At 40.8% G+C, this 17,351-nt stretch carries 16 protein-coding genes; 3 read left to right on the forward strand and 13 right to left on the reverse strand.

What is annotated here, in order from left to right:
* Positions 1 to 31 precede the first annotated feature (31 nt).
* From MKX35_RS20015 to MKX35_RS20035, 5 genes are all read right to left on the reverse strand, one after another.
* Positions 32 to 1,192 carry an efflux RND transporter periplasmic adaptor subunit gene (locus MKX35_RS20015; protein WP_076299019.1) on the reverse strand — a complete coding sequence of 387 codons (1,161 nt, stop codon included), beginning with the start codon at positions 1,190 to 1,192 and terminating at the stop codon, positions 32 to 34.
* 20 nt (positions 1,193 to 1,212) lie between these two features.
* On the reverse strand, positions 1,213 to 2,046 hold the full coding sequence (locus MKX35_RS20020) for a carbohydrate ABC transporter permease (RefSeq protein WP_179086678.1): 834 nt from the start codon (positions 2,044 to 2,046) through the stop codon (positions 1,213 to 1,215).
* Positions 2,047 to 2,104: 58 nt separating this feature from the next.
* On the reverse strand, positions 2,105 to 2,971 hold the full coding sequence (locus MKX35_RS20025) for a carbohydrate ABC transporter permease (protein WP_076299069.1): 867 nt from the start codon (positions 2,969 to 2,971) through the stop codon (positions 2,105 to 2,107).
* Positions 2,972 to 3,175: 204 nt separating this feature from the next.
* Positions 3,176 to 4,645 (reverse strand): DUF4179 domain-containing protein, encoded by a 1,470-nt coding sequence (locus MKX35_RS20030; protein ID WP_076299018.1) that lies wholly within the window; start codon positions 4,643 to 4,645, stop codon positions 3,176 to 3,178.
* A gap of 20 nt (positions 4,646 to 4,665) precedes the next feature.
* Positions 4,666 to 5,160: an RNA polymerase sigma factor gene (locus tag MKX35_RS20035; protein ID WP_076299017.1), complete on the reverse strand. Its 495-nt coding sequence runs from the start codon at positions 5,158 to 5,160 to the stop codon at positions 4,666 to 4,668.
* A gap of 184 nt (positions 5,161 to 5,344) precedes the next feature.
* On the opposite strand from MKX35_RS20035, the gene MKX35_RS20040 reads away from it, so the two are divergent.
* Positions 5,345 to 6,100 carry a DeoR/GlpR family DNA-binding transcription regulator gene (locus MKX35_RS20040; protein ID WP_076299016.1) on the forward strand — a complete coding sequence of 252 codons (756 nt, stop codon included), beginning with the start codon at positions 5,345 to 5,347 and terminating at the stop codon, positions 6,098 to 6,100.
* Between the two features lie 50 nt (positions 6,101 to 6,150).
* Here the strand turns inward: MKX35_RS20040 and MKX35_RS20045 are convergent, their stop codons facing one another.
* The 5 genes from MKX35_RS20045 to MKX35_RS20065 form a co-directional block, all read right to left on the reverse strand.
* Positions 6,151 to 6,957, reverse strand: a complete 807-nt coding sequence (locus MKX35_RS20045; RefSeq protein WP_076299015.1) for an alpha/beta fold hydrolase — start codon at positions 6,955 to 6,957, stop codon at positions 6,151 to 6,153.
* A gap of 13 nt (positions 6,958 to 6,970) precedes the next feature.
* Positions 6,971 to 8,044 (reverse strand): Gfo/Idh/MocA family protein, encoded by a 1,074-nt coding sequence (locus MKX35_RS20050; protein ID WP_081382806.1) that lies wholly within the window; start codon positions 8,042 to 8,044, stop codon positions 6,971 to 6,973.
* Between the two features lie 17 nt (positions 8,045 to 8,061).
* Positions 8,062 to 8,877, reverse strand: a complete 816-nt coding sequence (locus MKX35_RS20055; RefSeq protein ID WP_076299013.1) for a sugar phosphate isomerase/epimerase family protein — start codon at positions 8,875 to 8,877, stop codon at positions 8,062 to 8,064.
* Between the two features lie 146 nt (positions 8,878 to 9,023).
* Positions 9,024 to 11,408 (reverse strand): polyprenyl synthetase family protein, encoded by a 2,385-nt coding sequence (locus MKX35_RS20060; protein WP_076299012.1) that lies wholly within the window; start codon positions 11,406 to 11,408, stop codon positions 9,024 to 9,026.
* A 176-nt stretch (positions 11,409 to 11,584) separates the two neighbouring features.
* Entirely contained in the window at positions 11,585 to 12,679 is a 1,095-nt protein-coding gene (locus MKX35_RS20065) for a saccharopine dehydrogenase family protein (RefSeq protein ID WP_076299011.1), read from the reverse strand.
* A 129-nt stretch (positions 12,680 to 12,808) separates the two neighbouring features.
* Between MKX35_RS20065 and MKX35_RS20070 the strand changes: the two genes are divergently transcribed.
* Positions 12,809 to 13,894 carry a helix-turn-helix transcriptional regulator gene (locus MKX35_RS20070; protein WP_076299010.1) on the forward strand — a complete coding sequence of 362 codons (1,086 nt, stop codon included), beginning with the start codon at positions 12,809 to 12,811 and terminating at the stop codon, positions 13,892 to 13,894.
* An 87-nt stretch (positions 13,895 to 13,981) separates the two neighbouring features.
* Here MKX35_RS20070 and MKX35_RS20075 read toward each other — a convergent pair whose 3' ends face one another.
* The gene (locus MKX35_RS20075) at positions 13,982 to 15,517 is read right to left on the reverse strand and encodes an MDR family MFS transporter (protein ID WP_076299009.1); all 1,536 of its coding nucleotides are present in this window, start codon (positions 15,515 to 15,517) and stop codon (positions 13,982 to 13,984) included.
* Positions 15,518 to 15,792: 275 nt separating this feature from the next.
* Between MKX35_RS20075 and MKX35_RS20080 the strand changes: the two genes are divergently transcribed.
* A complete protein-coding gene (locus MKX35_RS20080; RefSeq protein WP_179086677.1) occupies positions 15,793 to 16,227 on the forward strand; it encodes a MarR family winged helix-turn-helix transcriptional regulator in 435 nt (144 codons plus the stop codon).
* Positions 16,228 to 16,312: 85 nt separating this feature from the next.
* Here the strand turns inward: MKX35_RS20080 and MKX35_RS20085 are convergent, their stop codons facing one another.
* Positions 16,313 to 16,849 (reverse strand): hypothetical protein, encoded by a 537-nt coding sequence (locus MKX35_RS20085; protein WP_143759375.1) that lies wholly within the window; start codon positions 16,847 to 16,849, stop codon positions 16,313 to 16,315.
* A gap of 151 nt (positions 16,850 to 17,000) precedes the next feature.
* Positions 17,001 to 17,342: a DUF1801 domain-containing protein gene (locus MKX35_RS20090; RefSeq protein ID WP_076299006.1), complete on the reverse strand. Its 342-nt coding sequence runs from the start codon at positions 17,340 to 17,342 to the stop codon at positions 17,001 to 17,003.
* Positions 17,343 to 17,351 lie beyond the last annotated feature (9 nt).

Below are 17,351 nucleotides of genomic sequence, written 5' to 3' on the forward strand. Positions count from 1 at the left end.
CCTCCTACTATTTGCTCGTTTATTTGAATTCTTATTGCAGTCGAACTCGGTTCCCGTCTTCAAGAGGTTCACTACTTTCCAGAATAATTGAATCCTCCTCATAGAGAAAATCCGATTGAATCATTGTTTCTTTCTCGTTTTTTTCACTGGAGTGAATACGAACTTTTTGAGCGACAAAGACATTGCCTAATGCCCCCCGCTGCTCGTCAACTTTATAGACAAACAAACCTTCGCGATCCTCATGAATAGCTTCATTGGATAGGAGTAATCCCTCTTGGAGTGAATGTTTTTCGATTTTGATCTGAGCCTGTTCACCTCCTTTAAGTTCTGGATCAACGACTTTTATTCTCAAATTCTTTTGAGGAATGGTTTGAGTCTTCCCGGACTCATTACTAGAGGGGCTATCAGTACGTGACTCTGAATTCGCAACTTCTTCGATGGAGCCGCTTAGGGTCCGTGCTTCTTGTCCATGATTCATATCAACCTCGACCTCTATCTTTTCTCCAGCAGAAATCCCTAAATTTGACAAATGCACGGAATCCACGATAATATCCAATCTGTAACCCCGACTGCTGTTCGATACAATCACATCCGGTTCTCCCATTGAAATTAACCCTTCGACGGCATTTAATTTTGAAATCAGACCATCGAACGGAGACAGTAGTTGTTTTTCGCTTGTTAGACGATTTTTTAGTCCGCTAATCTTATTCTCCTGAGCTAAGATATCTAACTTCCCTTTTTCGATATCACGTCTTGTATTTCTGATTTTGAATTCATCCTCCTCCAGCGCGGATTGGATGTACTGATCTTGCCTATTCTGTTGATCAATTTTCTGCTTTTCTAAATTTGTTATTTCGTCTTTCAATTCTTGCTCAACAGTTTTGCTCTCATAGATAATAAGTTTTTGTCCCTTCTTTACACGTTGTCCTTCTTTCACAAGAATTTGTTCGACCTTCAGTCCGGAAGTATTCGAAAGTCTAACTTCAGCAAGTGGCTGCAATATCCCACTACCTTCAATCGTAAATAAAAGATTTCCCTTTGTTGGTTTTTCGGTTCTAACTTTCGGCAAGGTCAAAGTTTGTATTGTGTTACTGAACAATGTAAAAAACAACAATAATCCCATAAAAACCATGAAGACGACTTGAATATTTCGTTTACGTCTACGATCAGTCGGCTCTATACCTAACTCCATATCCCGTCATTCTCCTCCAATCAACCTTTGATACCAGACAATTGAACACCTTCAATAAAATACGATTCCGCATACAGAAATAGCATCACCATCGGAGCCATATAAAGTATGGATGCAGCAAAAGCAATGCCTCGCTCGCCTTCATTGATCCTCGATAAAAAGACTGACAATGGCTGCTTAAACGGATCATCAAGAAAAATAAGCGGCTGCTCCACCATATTCCAATAATCAACGAACAATAATATGACGAGTGCTGCCAGGCCAGGTTTAATCATCGGAATAATAATCTTGTAGAAAATCAGAAAATGTCCAGCACCATCCATTTTGCTTGCTTCGATATACGCATACGGTATATCTAGCATGAACTGTCTGAGCATAAACACACCAAAAGCTGCGAAAATTCCAGGCAATATAATTGCATATGAACTATTTAATATTCCTAGCCTATCCGCCATAATATAGTTCGGTACTAGCGTCACTTGGAAAGGCATAAGCATCGTTAGGACATAAATAAGAAACAAAGGATCTCGTCCCCGGAATTTCAGCTTCGAGAATGCATAGGCAGCGAGTGCTGCTACTAATGTTTGTCCTGCAATGATGGGCACAACCATGAATACTGAGTTCCAGAACATCGTCAGATATTTAGGGTTGTCTAGGAGAACCTTAGTATACTGGTCCAAGGACACTTGATCCGGCAGCAATTTTAAATTTACAAAAGGATCTTCTCTCCCTTCAATCACCTCATTCATCTGCCCGATAGGTCCATAATTGATCTCAATTTCTTTCTCTGTCATAAGCGAATTTGTGAATGTGATCACAATCGGGAATAATAACAAGACTGCAATAACAGCCATGACGAGTGTTAATGCCCCTTTTCGCAACACTTTGACAACTGGCACAACCTTTTCACCCCTATTCCATGAATTGTCTATGCCTCCGTTCAAATGCAAACAATCCCAACACAATCAATAAAATACAACCAAACATCAAGGTCGCCGCGGCAGTCAGCTTCTGAACATCGAGCGACATGAACATATTGTTCATATAATGCTGCAGCATGTAAATGCTGTCGTGCGGATAATCACCAGCGATTAAATACGTTTCTCGAAACACTTTGAATGAATTAATAATCGACATGATGATTACAAAAAACATCGAAGAGGTTAGATAGACAAGCGTAATACTGCGAAACTGCCGTAATCGTCCAGCACCTTCAATTTGAGCCGTTTCATAATAATCCTTCGGAATTTGCTGCAATCCCGCCAAGAATAAAATCACGTTATAACCGATGTTCTTCCATAAATAAACAACAATGATTACATTTCTAGCTGCATCCGTCTTCATCCAATCCACACGATCGATACCGAAGTTGTTCAGCCAGGCGTTAAGCGAGCCATTCCAATCGAAGAGCATCTGCCAGATCAGAATGATAGAGGCGACAGGTACGACAAGCGGCAACACGTATCCAGTCCTCAGCCAATTCCGAAGATATGTATTTTTATTCAATAGCATTGCTAATCCTAACGAAAGCACAAGCATTAGTGGAACACTTATCACGCTAAAATAAAATGTATTAGATGCTGCTTTACGGAAAGAATCGCTATCTAGCAGCTCTCGGTAATTATCAAACCCTACAAAGTGGCCCTCTATCGTGCTATCCATAAAAGAATAGAATACTCCCATAACAAACGGTATAAGGTAAAACATCGCGAATCCGATACCGCTTGGTGCCAGGAACATTATTGCCGCTGAGACATCCTTTCGGAGCCATTTCTTCATAATTGGGTTTATCATTCTTTCAGTAACCTCCTTCATGTACTTAGAATAAGTAAAACTTTTTAAAAAGAAGTATGGTATATATTAAGTATTTCTTAAATTTCAAAAAATGAAGATGTGGGGTCACAGAAAAACCGTTGATAGAATTATCAACGGCTAAAAGAGTTAATATAAAATTCAATCTTTTGTTTAATCATTCATTGCTTTCTAATTCTTCGAGTACAACTCCACAGCCTGCGTATCCATAATTGGATTTGTATATTTCTCTAACGTTATCGTTAATGGCTGAGGATAGTTCTTCGCTTCCGCGCCAAAATTATATCCAAACTCGTTCACAGCTGAGCCATCCTTAGAAGTCGTATAGCTGCTGAAGCTGCTTGTGGAAGGTGCTCTATTATATACCTTCCCTTTTGCGTCAGTAAAAGTCTCAGCAAGTCTAGTAGAGCCTTCTAAATATTGAGCATTCTCAATATTACGTCTTAGGAGGATTTCTCCTTCCTCTACGTTATTCTCTGGCGTTGGCGTGACTAACTCAAGTCCAGTTCCGGGCGCTTCAATAAGCTGATATTTGTTAAGATCCACGACAATTTTCATTTGATCCTTTTCGACAGCCGAAATTCCGAATGCTTTCAACGTCACAGAATCCGACTGCTGGCTGCCCTTACTATTCTTGAACACTAACGTGAACATGGAGTTGTCCGTATAGACTTCAGAATTGTCAGAATTGATGATATCGGGGTAATACAACTTCTCAACTGTGTCCCCTTTTTTACTAATCAGTACTGGATTAATTAATTGAAAAATCTGTTTATCATTATTCTGATTATATTCCAGATCCACATAGGTGCTAAGCGGAGTATACTGCACTTGATTCACTCTAATCTTTTGCCCGTCCACTGTCAGTGTTCCGTCTGTATCCAGCATACGTTCCTGTGCTTTAAGCATGTCAGGGTCAAGCTCGAAAGCAACATCTAGACTAGTCCGATACTTATTACTACTGGATAGGAGAGCCTTATCTGAAGTTTCGGTAAGAATTATATTATAGTTGACTTTCTTTGGATATTTAACCGATGGTGAAAGATTAGTGGAGTATATAAAATCCATAGACTGTCCGGGTTGAATTCGGCTCTCACTAGCGAGCATACTTAATGATGCGCCTTTGTGAAGAGGCGACTCCTGTATCCCTTCAAATTGAAGCTCAAAATCTGCGTGTATAACTACTTCGTCCGTATTGTTCTGAACACTGTATAAAACATAAACCTTCCGTCCATCTGTAACTGCACCTGTCACATCTATTCGGTAACCCTTGTTTTCCGCACTTTGACCGACCGGCACAACGAGATTCTGCTCAAGGGCACTGGCTAATGCAGGCTCTAACCTTGAGAACGAGCGATAAGCTTTGAAATTATCCGTGTTTTTAGTGCTTGCTGATTGTACTGAAGGTTGTGCCACTCCCTTATTCGGTAATCCGATTGTTGAGTATGTAAACAGTAACGCAACCACTGCAGCTGCAACCACGCCCATACCTGTAGTATAGATGCGTCGTTTTTCTCGCTTCTTCCCTTCCACAATTCCCTTTTTCATAGCGTTGTAGATTTTCATCTCCTGTATTGTTTCGACATTCTGTTGCACTTCATCGACGTTCTTACGTAGAATACGTTCTTCTTTTTCTGTCATTCCATTCACCTCCAATATCGCTATAGATAACTTCGAAGCTGTTTGAGTCCTTCGCGCAGCCAAGTCTTAATCGTACCTTCTGGCCTTTTTAACACTTTGGCAATTTCGACAGTGGTCATGTCATGGTAGTATTTAAGCGTTACAACATGCCGGTATTTAGGTTTTATCCGATTCATCGCACGCTCCAGATCAATTCGGTCATTACTCTTCATTTCCTGTGCCTCTTCCTCCACCATCTTCTCCGCTACAATCACACGCTTTTTGCGCCGTAGCTCATCCATGCAGCAATTAATCGTTATTCGGATCAGCCAAGGTGTGAAGGACTGTTCATCCTTTAATTTTTTACGTTTCATCCATGCCCTGCATGACGCTTCTTGGATCACTTCCAGCGTGTCTGCCTCTGTTCGCAGATAACTGTAGGCAATAGCGTACATTTTTCGATGCTCCACATACAAACGACTAAAAAAAGCTTCTTCATCCATTTGCGCAAAATCTACCATTCTGACTTCATCCATTGTGTTTTCCACCTTCCACCACCCCCTCTATCTTCTATCAGGAAGATGCATCCACCTCATATATCTATAAGTAAGACGGAGTTGAACGTAAAAACGATTGATTTTTTTCAAATTCATTTCATATGTAGTAAAATAGTAACGTTAAGTACAACCTTTAGAGCATTTTATGAAAAGAGGTGGATCAGTGCTAAAAGCTGACAGACAGGCGTATATCCTAAAAAAAGTAGAGACCGAAGGCCGCGTCGTTGTCCAAGAATTAACACAGGAATTAAATGTAACAGAAGATACCATACGAAAAGATTTACAAAGCTTGTCGAAGCTGGGGCTTCTCAAACGAATTCATGGTGGTGCTCATAGCCTTATTAATGACATGAAAGATTTCAATTCACGTGTAGAATTTAATAGCCAGACCAAAGCTGACTTAGCTAAACGAGCTTGCACGCTTATTGAGAATGCAAAGGTTATTTTTATTGATGGCGGGTCCACAAATTTAAAAGTAGCTGAGAACATCCCTGAGCATTTTGATGGAAGAATTATTACCAATTCCCCCTCAATTGCGTTATCGTTGTGCCGGTTGTCCAAAGCTAGTATAACCTTGTTAGGTGGAGACCTCGATAAAAAGAACCAAGTGTTATTCGGAGCCGCAACGCTTAGAGCGATACAGCAAATCCATTTGGATCTAACAATCCTTGGCGTATCCACGCTGGATTCAAAGGTGGGCATAACTGTTCCCTCTTATGAGGAATCCATCATTAAGAATCAACTTTTTGAACAATCTTCCATGGTTATCGCCATAGCTACGAAAGAAAAGCTGGAGAAAATATCCACTTTTTTTGTAGCCAAGGTATCCGCGTTAGACTATTTAATCACTGAAGGTACAGTAGACAATAAAATTGTTGATACATATAACAAACTCGGCGTTAACGTAATTACAGTATAGATACTTTCTAAATTTGTACAAAAAAAGATGAACACCTTTGAAGCTTGTGCTCATCTTTCATTTAAAAAGTTCTCAATAGCCTCATAAGAATCTTGATTATGTTGCTTATTACTGATCGTTTTCGAAGTAATCTCAATAAATTGAGCGTTTGGGATATATTCTGAGAGTAATCGTCCGTAGGCGTATGGATGAATAGGATCAAGTTGACTAGCAAGGATCAATGTGGGCAGCTTTAAGGTCTTCCAAGCCTCACGATCCTGATTAGGACAATCCATTGGCAGCTTCACAAACTTCATCGAGGTTTCTTTTACATAAGGATATTTAAACTGCCCTAATAGGGATTCACCCGCATAAGTAGATATTGAATTTATGGATTTATAGACCTCTGAATTTTCGTATCTATATTGAGCGGTCAGAGGATCTGTATCCTGCAGTACATCATGAACTTTGGCGTAGGCTTCACGAATCAACACCTCTTGCGGCTTATCCTTCCAGGCTGGACGTGACAAAATAAGCTTCTTAACGCTACCCGGGTACCTCAATGCCAAATGAAGCGACACTCCAGCACCTGTGGAAATCCCTCCAATATTAAATGAACGGATATGAAGGTGTTTCGTTAAAGCCATCACATCTTCGGCGAATTGTTTAAAAGAAAAGTCATCCGCATGTCCAAACGCCACAGTATTTCCATGACCTCTAAAATCTAGTGAGATCCTTCGTATGTGATCTGTTTGCTTCATTAAACCGAAAGTTTGATTAACGTCACCACCCAAACCATGAAGAAAAATAAAAGGCTCTCCATCCCCTCCATCATCTTCATAATAAAATCGAATGTGCTCGTAGGTAAAGTAAGGCATATTCTCCCCTCCTTTACAAAGGACCAGAAACATCACTTAGATAAATCGTATTTCCGGTCTTCACCGATTCTTCAACAGCGAGCATCGCTTTCATCGTAGCAATCCCATCTTCAATCGTTGCACCTACACCTGGCTTATTATGCAGAATTGAATCTGCAAAACCTTCAATCTGCAATCTATAAAAATGACCATCTGCTCCAAGCGGTCTATGGTAGCTGTTATCACTAGCTTTGAAAATTTCTACATCGCTTGATTTTAATGTCCACGGGTTGTATGTCTTTCCTACTACTGATCCGAATTCACCATAAATTTGGAATCCTTCATGCCAATCCATCCGAACCGCAATGGTCAAATCCAATTGAGCTACAAAGCCGCTTTCAAACTCTGCAGTAATAAACCAACAATAGGCACCGAATTTTTGCGTATTCCATGCTTTCAAACTTACAATATTTCCACCTAGATATCTTGCGGTATCGAACAAATGGCTTCCATGACCTAAAATATAATAGCGTTCCTTGTTCGCTTTTGGATCTCCAGCAGGTCTCTTTATATTTTCACCGGATATAATCACTGGCTGAACATTCTCAGTAACGGTATATCGATAGGTAGAATCACAATACCAAGCTTTTAGGCCAATAATCTCACCCATTTCATGATCCACAAACTCTTTAGCTGCTACTATACCGGGGTCAAATCTTTTCATATTCCCCACTTGCACTTTGAGATCGGTACGATCCACAAGCTCTTTTAATTCTTCCACTTCTTCGATGGATACACCTAGAGGCTTTTCTACCAAGACATGTTTACCTGCACGCACGGCTTGTTTAGCTGCCTCCACATGAAATTGATCGGCAATCCCAATAACTACAGCATCTACGCTCGGGTCCGCCAGCATTTGATCATAATCCATATATACCTTGTCAGGTTCATAGATAGCATTCATTCTTCGAAGTAAGTATTCGTCTACATCGCATATTGCGTAAAGGTGAGCATTACGTGAACGCCTTATAGAGTCAAAATGCGCCGCTTGTGAAATCTGACCGCAACCTAATACGCCGATGTTCAACAATTGGTTTTCCTTTTTCATATTCATGTCCTCCTATTCTAGTTAAAGTAATTCAAAGCATGTTCTACATCGCCCTCAGCTAACCCATGCATAATAACAGGACCGTCATAAACCTTACTTAATTCATTTAGATATTCCTTTAAGGGCAAGTTTCCTTTACCCACCGGTGCAAAAGTGATCTTCTCTTCGGTTACAAAAGCATCTTTGCAATGCGCAATGGCAATGTGCTCCTTCAGCGCTGTTAGCGTTTTTGAAATCTTACCTAAGAGGTCCTTATGATCCTGTGGGGTTACTAGATTTGCTGCATCATACAAAACCTTAAGATAGGGTGTGTCTAGATCTTGTAATAGTCTCAAAGCATCTTCTGCCGTACTCACCACATTGGCTTGTTCAGGTTCAAATATTAACGTTACTTGGTTGTCTTCTGCAATTTTCAGCATCCACGCAAGACTTTCATGCAATAGTGACCATGCCCTCACTGTATGATTGTCAGGATGAGAACTCCAGAAATCTTCTTGGTTCAAACTACCCGTAGAAATCGAAACATACGGAACAGCTAATGCAGCTGCAGCCTCAACTACATTTTTAAAACACTGCTGATTTTTAACTTTCTTCTCCTCATTTAGCTCTAACGTATTAAACGTTCCTGAGATCACAGCAATGCTAACTCCACTGTTCATTACTGCTTCTCTGATTTGATGGATGGTCTCCTGACTAATCTCTTTAGGCAAGCTTTCCAGTCCTACATTAGCAAAATTGAATTGAACGCTACTCATGCCTTGCGCTTTGATTTTGTGTAAGGCGCTCTCCAGTTCATAGTTCAAGTATACTTTTGAGAAAATTCCTAACTTCACAAGTTACACCTCCTTTATCTATTTTCAACTTCATCATACACGTATTTTCGATTATAAACAATAAAATTCAATTACAAAAAAAAGAACTAATAATCTGCAAAAAATATAAAAAAGCGCTGGCAATAATGCCAACACTTTAGAATCAATTATCGATTTCGATTAATCATGTAATTCAATAAATGCTTCAGAAAAGCAATATTACGAGGGATCTCCTTTAACGCTTCCATAGCGAGACAGTAGTGTTCCCACATCTCTTTTCTTGCGCCGTCAGCACCAAGGATAGATACAAACGTTGAATTGTTATTCTCCACATCCTGACCTATCGGCTTACCTAGTAAATGATGATCTCCTTCCAAATCGAGCAAATCATCTTTAATCTGAAAGGCAATCCCCGCATGATAGGCAAATTTTTTCAAAGCCAGAACTTCAGTTTTCTTAACCTGAGCCAGAATCGCTGGCATCACTAGTGAAGCTTCAAATGCAATTCCGGTCTTATAAAAGCAAATCATATTTAATTGCTCTAGCGTCAATGCTTTTCCCTTAGAATTCAGATCCATTGCCTGACCCATACATGTATCTTCTGCTTTTTGGGCTGAATATTGCATCAAGGCTAGCACCGCTTTTGCATCAAAAGAATGAAGTGACGCCTGTTCCTCGATCGACTTCTGAATCAGAAATAGTCCGGTTAATTCCGCCGTTGAACTAGTATACATTTCGTGTAGAGTTGCACGACCTCTTCGGGTTGAAGCATTATCCTGGGATGGAAGATCATCGAAGATTAGAGAAGCGGTATGCATATATTCCAAAGATCTTAGAAGCGGCACAATTGCGGATGCATCTAGACCATATTCGTTAACACCCATGACCCAAGTCAATATAGGTCTTATCCGCTTGCCGTCGCCTGCTAGACTATAATTAGCCGCATCAATAAGCAACTCTTTCATTTCTGGCGTCCCGTCTGGCTTGGCTATCAGCAATTGTTTATTGATTTGATCGCGAACCTTTTGGATCGTATCTCGAAATTCCACTTTTTCCTTCTTGCTGTTTTTTAGATTCAAAAGCAACTGATCCCGAAGCAGTTTATCGAAAAAATCCACATCGTCCGCTTTCTGCACCATCTGCTGGACAAGCCGATTAAATGCTGGTTGACCAGAAGCAAAAATCTCCATGATCTCTTTATACTTCTCATTTCCTACACGTTCTTTACATCGCTTGAGTCCATTAATGGCGCGATCTAATATTACTTCACGGGTTTTAGGATCAGAGCGATACACAGTGTGTATTAAATGGGAAATGACCGTCCAGTATAATTCAAAAGGATTGATCAGATCTGTACGTTGACTACGGTATTTTAAATAATAAGTATAGGGGGTTACCGCTCCCGCTTTCATATCGTCAAACATATCCGCAAAATCATCAGCCAGCTGATTATATAACCCATAGAAAAAGGTACGTTGATCAAATCCGTCATCTGCTGGAGCACTAATTACGGATCGGACAATTAAACGGGAAGAAGAGGATTTTAAAATGATGGGTATGAAAAGCTCTTCATTGCTGTATTCAGAGTTAGAAAGATCCTTCATACGATCCAATTCCTGAGAATGGAAAAATACAAAAGACTGCTCGAAAAATGCATCCTGCATTTCTTCCCGCTGATACCCTCTAATATACTCAAAAGCCTCCTTGAGCTCCGAATGTACAAATCGAATGAACGGCATGTTCTCTCCGGACCATTCACCCAATTCCGGTACAACTCTATTAAGGATCGCAGTGCGTATCATATGAGAATACTGTTCTTTCTCTTGGTCGGTTAAGACACTGGAATCAAGGAGATCATCAATGAATGGATAAGTTAGGCCATATGAAAAACCAAGTCTAATGGCTTCACCAATCCTCTTGGATCGCTCCACAGGTGGTACGTCATCGTCCATCTCTTCCATCACATGGAGAATCACCCCAATAATGATCTTGATTAATTTACGCTGTGCTTGCTCGGGATTCATTTCCTTCGGAAGATGTGCTGATACCAGCTTAAGTTTGTCTATCACCCAAATCGTGGCCGTTTCAACGCCTTCCTTCTGAGCCCAACGGTAAATCCCGGTGAAATTCATGAAATCTGACTGATCCTCCGAACTTGTGGAACCTGGAAGAATCATCTGATTTCTAATATCGGCAACCATACGCTTAATCCGGAGCTGTGTATTCGGCGAATCCAAAGCTTGCCCCAGATCTCTCATATAAAGATAGGAAACACTTCGATCCAAATAATCATCCAATTTACCAGTCTGATTCAGCCATCCTAGATATCTATGATAATCCTGAGAATCTGGTTTCCTCTTGCCTCTTGATAAAAAGGACAACCATGAACGGCGATGAATATGGTTCTTCTTCCACAATTGAAAATCTTCAATCAAGGTGGACACATAAGTTTTTTCTTTGAATTGTTCACGAAGAGATGTAAAATACTGAGCTGCCTTCTGCTCAGCGATCGAATATCCTGTATCGGCGTAATCTGTAAATTTTTCATTCATAGGTGATGACCTCAACTTCTCTTTTTGTTAACATGACCCATTAGGGAAGAACCGAATTTCTTCCTGAATGAAATGTTCATCAGTTAATACGGTCAAAACTCTTTTGGGTTACGAAAAAGAAGCTTGACTAATCAAGCTTCTTTCAAAATAACTATACACAAATTATTCTATTTAGATTAATCTGCATTATGCTCCTTTACTTGGATCTTTAGCGAGAGCGTCGATCCTAATTCCTTTTGTATATATGCTAAATCTGTTATCTGCTCGATATGATAAACGCCGCCTGGAAATGAAGAATCATAGAGGAGCTTTGATACTGCTGCTGTCACTTTTGCAGTGATGATGGATTGATTCTTTCCTTGCAATATTAAATCAGCATGCATTGGCTTCCCCTCTCGATTTCTTCCACGAGCCTCAACCTTGATAGCGAACTGGTCGCTCCCAATATGCAGCCGCTCCATAGCACTAACCATCCAGCTGTTCACCCAGCTTGTCTTTAACAAACGAACGGCTCCTGTTTTTTTGGCTATAGCCAGCATTTTAGTAACGAAAACTGAGTCCAGACAAAATCGTGTGGAGATGGACGATGCTTTGAGCGTTCGGGCAAGCGTCTGTTGATCTGAGAATGGGAAACGATAGGCATGGCGATTCCCTAAATCGTCACCAAAGTGATATGACTTTCTATCGGTGAAGCTCTCTACCTCTACCTGACGATTCTTCTGCTTAACTTCAAACTTTTCTCCTAAACTATTCACTGTCCATTCGATCGCCGCCTTACCATGAGAATCACCAAGTCCGAGCATAATCGCGATTTCGATGTCCTCCGTCTGTTCTATCAATCTTTCCGCTTCAAGAGCCATTAGATTGGTTATGCCGGGTGCAAGCCCTACACTAAGAACGGCACTAGATCCATGTCGTGCAGCCTCTGCGTATAACGCCTCAATTTGAGATAAAAACGGACCACTCGCTGATACATCCACATAATACGTACCGCTGCGAAAGCAGGCTTTTACAAAATCCGTATTCGTTTGATCCAAACACATAATGATTAGCTTCACTTGATCTAGTAAATGTGGAGGTATCGGCTTATTAATATCTAACTCTAATGGCTTGATCCTGCCGTGAGTAGATTGACTGAACCTCTCTGCTTTTTCAAGACTTCTCCCTGCAGCAAATACTTTACCTGGATACTTCTTCTCTAATATTTCACATATGGTACGCCCTACATGTCCATAACCACCACCAACAACAATATCTTCTTTTTCCTGCATTATTATCACCGCATCCTATATAATAGAGTTGATTAAGAATCATTCTCAATTATACGGATTTCGCTTCCGTTCACTATCCCACAAATGTGGGAGTTCGATATAATCCATTAAGGACTAGAGGGCTACTCAATGAATACCCATAAACAATTCATTCTAATAAAGAAACAAATCATTAAGCTAGGAATGATTACTGATTCATCTCACAACTACCGTACTTCCTTGCTGTCTCTCTTACGTGAAGCAGTTCCCTTTGATGCTGCCTGCTGTACTCATGTTGATCCACAGACATTGCTTTCGACAGGTGCGGTTACTGAAGACAATGTAGAGTCCATTCATCCCCACTTGTTCCAGATCGAATACGGTGAAGATGATGTTAACACCTATGAGCAAATGGTTAATAGCAAACTCCTCGTCGCTACAATATATGAAGCAACCGAGCAGCAACCCGAGCGGAGTGCCCGATATCGAAAGGTTTTGTCTCCAGCAGGTTTTGGGGATGAACTACGAGCAGTCCTTATTCTTGGAGAATCTTGTTGGGGATATTTGACGCTGTACAGAAATACAGATCAATCGGAATTCTTACAAGAGGAGTGTGATTGGATCACCTCACTCATCCCTTTGATTGCAGCCAGAATGCGGGCTTTCAGTCTTGAGCTTCCGGAGAGAGATGAGACTTGGCTTGAGGATCATTATGGTTCCGGGATTGCAGTACTATCTGATGACTTGGCTCTTCTTTCCTCCAATCCCACAGCGGATCGCTGGTTAGGCAAACTCCGATCATTGGAAATGATCGATGTTCATGTTCTGCCTCGTCCAATCCGTGCTGTAAGCACGCAAGCGTTAAACAGCCCTTCCGAATCTATGGGGATAGCGAAAGCATGCATTCGTATGACTGAGGGACCCTATTTAGTCGTTCGAGCAAGTCGTCTTAAGGCTTCCAACGGTCAGAACCAAATTGCCATTTCATTCGAACCCGCGCGTCCTGCTGACATGCTCCCCATCATTGCTGAAGCGTATGGTTTGACGGAACGTGAGCTGCAGCTATTACATGGTGTAATTCGAGGATTATCCACTAAAGAATTGGCTTCTGCACTATATATTTCTGCATACACCGTCCAAGATCATTTAAAATCTATTTTTAGCAAATCAGGTGTCAGCAGCCGTAGAGAACTTATTTGGTATTTGCATTCACGCTACAATATTATAGAAGCATAAGATGAACGCCATCCATTAATTATCAATAATAAAAACAGACTGAATCTCGTTAAATAGAGAATTCAGTCTGTTTAAACATTGCAACCTTTAATGCGAAGCCGTATACTCTCCCAATTCAGAGGCCGGATCAAACTTTTCCTTACTCATCACAAATGCAGCCAGTAGAGCGATAACAGACGGAATAATTGCCCAAGCAAAAGTGTGAACAAGCGATGAGGATAAACCTTCGGTAATCTTATCCAGAACCTCTGTAGGAATTTTTGCCCGGGTATCCGGAGTCAAAATTGTATTTGGATCGCTTAGATTGACACCTTCGGGTGCCGCACCTCCGCCACTGAACATGGATGCTAATTTATTCGAAAACACATGACTTTGGATAATACCGAATACTGTTATGCCGAGTGTCATTCCCAGCTCCCTTGTAAAACTAAGTGTCGAACTTGCAGAACCCCGCTGTCTTGCACTAAATCCATGAATCGCTGCATTGCTTAGAACAGAGAACGACGAACCTATTCCAAGACCTACTAGAAACATGAAGATGGTGACCATGAACCTTGAAGAATCAGGTGTTAATGTGGTTAGCAAAGAGATACCTAAAACAAGCAGTACTAATGACGATATCATGATGGTACGATAATTGAACTTCGAGAGTAAGAATCCGCCGCCCGCAGCAGTAATTACGGAACCGACCATCATAGGAAGTAGCACAAGCCCCGAATTCGTTGCTGAGCCGCCAATTACCCCTTGAATGTAGATTGGAATGTACACCGAGGCTGTAATGAATGCTGCTCCGCTAAATATAGCCATAACATTACTCATAGAATAGAGACGATTCTTGAACATGCCGAAAGTAATGATGGGTTCTTCTGCACGACGTTCGATAAAAATAAACCCCACGATAAACACTACAAAAGCTAAGAACAATCCCAAAATCATAGCAGAGTCCCAAGCATATTTTTTTCCACCCAGCTCAATCGCAAACATGAGACACAGGATGGAAGCTACAAGTGTAAACGCACCTAGGTAATCGATCTTTTCCTTGGAATGCTCGACAGACTCTTTGTAGAAGAAAGCAATCAAAAAGAAGGCAATAACACCTATAGGTAAGTTGATGTAAAAGACCCAAGACCAATGAATGTAATCCGCTATGTAAGCGCCAATAAGAGGTCCGAAAATACTTGATATACCATAAGCTGCTCCGAATAATCCACCGATCTTCCCCCGTTTTTCCGGAGCAACCACATCGAACATGATGGTGAACGCAATCGGAACGAGTGCCCCTCCACCAATACCCTGAATCGCACGATAAATACTCAGCTGAACTATAGAGTTTGCGGTACCACATAAAGCAGATCCGATCATAAATACAATAATTCCGAAAATAAAGAAACGCTTGCGGCCATACATATCCGATAATTTTCCGAAAATCGGCATACCTGCCATCTCAGCGATCATATAAGCAGAAGTCACCCACATCAGTTTGTCAAAACCCCCAAGATCCCCTACGATTGTTCCCATTGCAGTTGCTAATATAGTGTTATCCATGGATGCCATAAGTGTGGCCAGCAATAGAGCCGCTATAATAATCCCTACATTATTTTTCTTCTCCAAGTTCTTTACCATTCTCTTTTGTTCCCTCCACTTTTCTTTAATTTCGAATTTAATCTTATCGTTATAAGATCGCATACCAGCCTCTCTCTAAACTTCTTGATGCATTACCTTTTGCAAAACTTTAATAATTCCGATAAAATGAATCCAATTAATCGCACGTTCATCGAGTATCTTTATTGTCTTATATCTCGATTATCAAGATATCAATATTTTAAAAGGAGGGCTCTCTTTTGTCAAGAGATCGACACAATCAAGTGAAAAATCAGCAGGAAGACTTCACCTTGCGTATGCGGGGCCTAGGAAGTCGAACGATACTATATCAGCAAAATGTGGCAGCCTCACTTGGGTTATATAATAATGATTATCTATCCATAGATATCCTCCATGAAAGAGGTCCCATCACCGCTGGTGAACTGTCCAAACTAACCGGACTGGCTACAGGCAGTGTTACGGCATTAATTGATCGACTTGAAAATAACGGTTTTGTTCGCAGACAAAATGACCCCAGTGACCGTCGAAAGGTAATTATTGTCCCTTTGTATGAAAATAATGAGGTCGGGAATGCCTACCTTCCCCTGCATGCCGAGATGCTTAAATTAGCTTCCACCTACTCGGATGAAGAGCTTGAACTTATTACACAATTTGTTGGCAAAGCAAGTGCGGTTCTGGAAGAGCAAATTCATCGTCTAAGCTCCGCAACAAACAATAATTCTTCCTTTTAAGCCTTAATTATTCATCAAAAAAGGACGATACCCATTGTCTAATTACAATGGGTATTGTCCTTTTTTTTCTCACATTATTCGAATGTTACTTCGTATCTATGGAAATAGACAGCTTTCCATTGGATTCAATTAAAGAAATTTTGGCATTATCCGTCTGCCATACCCTACGAAAGTTTGTACCTTCGCCTTCTTTTTCTATATCTGCTGTGTTACCTTCACTCTTAGTCGTAAGCTCTCCAAGCTGTTGCGTTATCTCTTGCGTTAATTTTTCCTTGGTAGCTTCTTCAAAATGAACCGTCTCTCCAATCACTTTTCCAGTGTGATCATAGGAGACCTGAAGATTTGCTTCGTGATTCACAATCTTCTCGTTATATTCGCGGGATAAAAGAGTAGAATTCGTACCTTCATTACGATTAGGTGCGCCTTTGCCGAGAGCTTGGACAACTTGAGCATCCTCTTTTCCAATCAAAGTGGCAAGTTCCTCAAGGATAAATCTTTCTTCAGCTCCACTTGGCACAACCGTTGGAGGTGGTAGCTGGGATTTATCTGCTACTGGTCTTGAGCATGCACTAAGTGCAAGGACCGTAAGCAGTAGCAAACAAGTCTGTTTTAATATCTTCATGGGTTTCATTCCCTTCATTGCTAGCTCTTGATGTATTTTTCACAATTTATTGAATGATTATGTATTGCTGGAGCCAAATTCGTCCAAAAAAGACGATATCCCATGAAGTCAAATGACTTTGAGATACCGTCCTACATCATGAATCTTGCAATTAAAGGGAAGCTGAGGATTGGCTGACCCAAGCCACTAATTGAGCCGTATCCACTGTATCCCCTTTTCGTAGTTTCAGTGTTTTTCTCTCCGGAGGGCCCTCGAACATTCCTTCTGGAAACTCAAGCTCATTCGTATTAAAAATAACAAAGCTTACCGCATCTTTTGAAGTTGAAATAGCTGCTGCGTACTTACCATTTTTCAAAAAATGAGGCTTCTTATACTGAATTCGTTCCTGTACATCTGGGATTGCTTGGTGAATAGCCTCTCGAAGATTTGTAGATAACTCCACCTGCCATGGTTCTTTTAATGCTTCAATAAAATCGATGACTTCTTGATTCATATTTTATCT

Origin of the sequence: Paenibacillus sp. FSL R5-0923 (assembly GCF_038009145.1) — a bacterium.
GTDB lineage: Bacteria > Bacillota > Bacilli > Paenibacillales > Paenibacillaceae > Paenibacillus_AQ.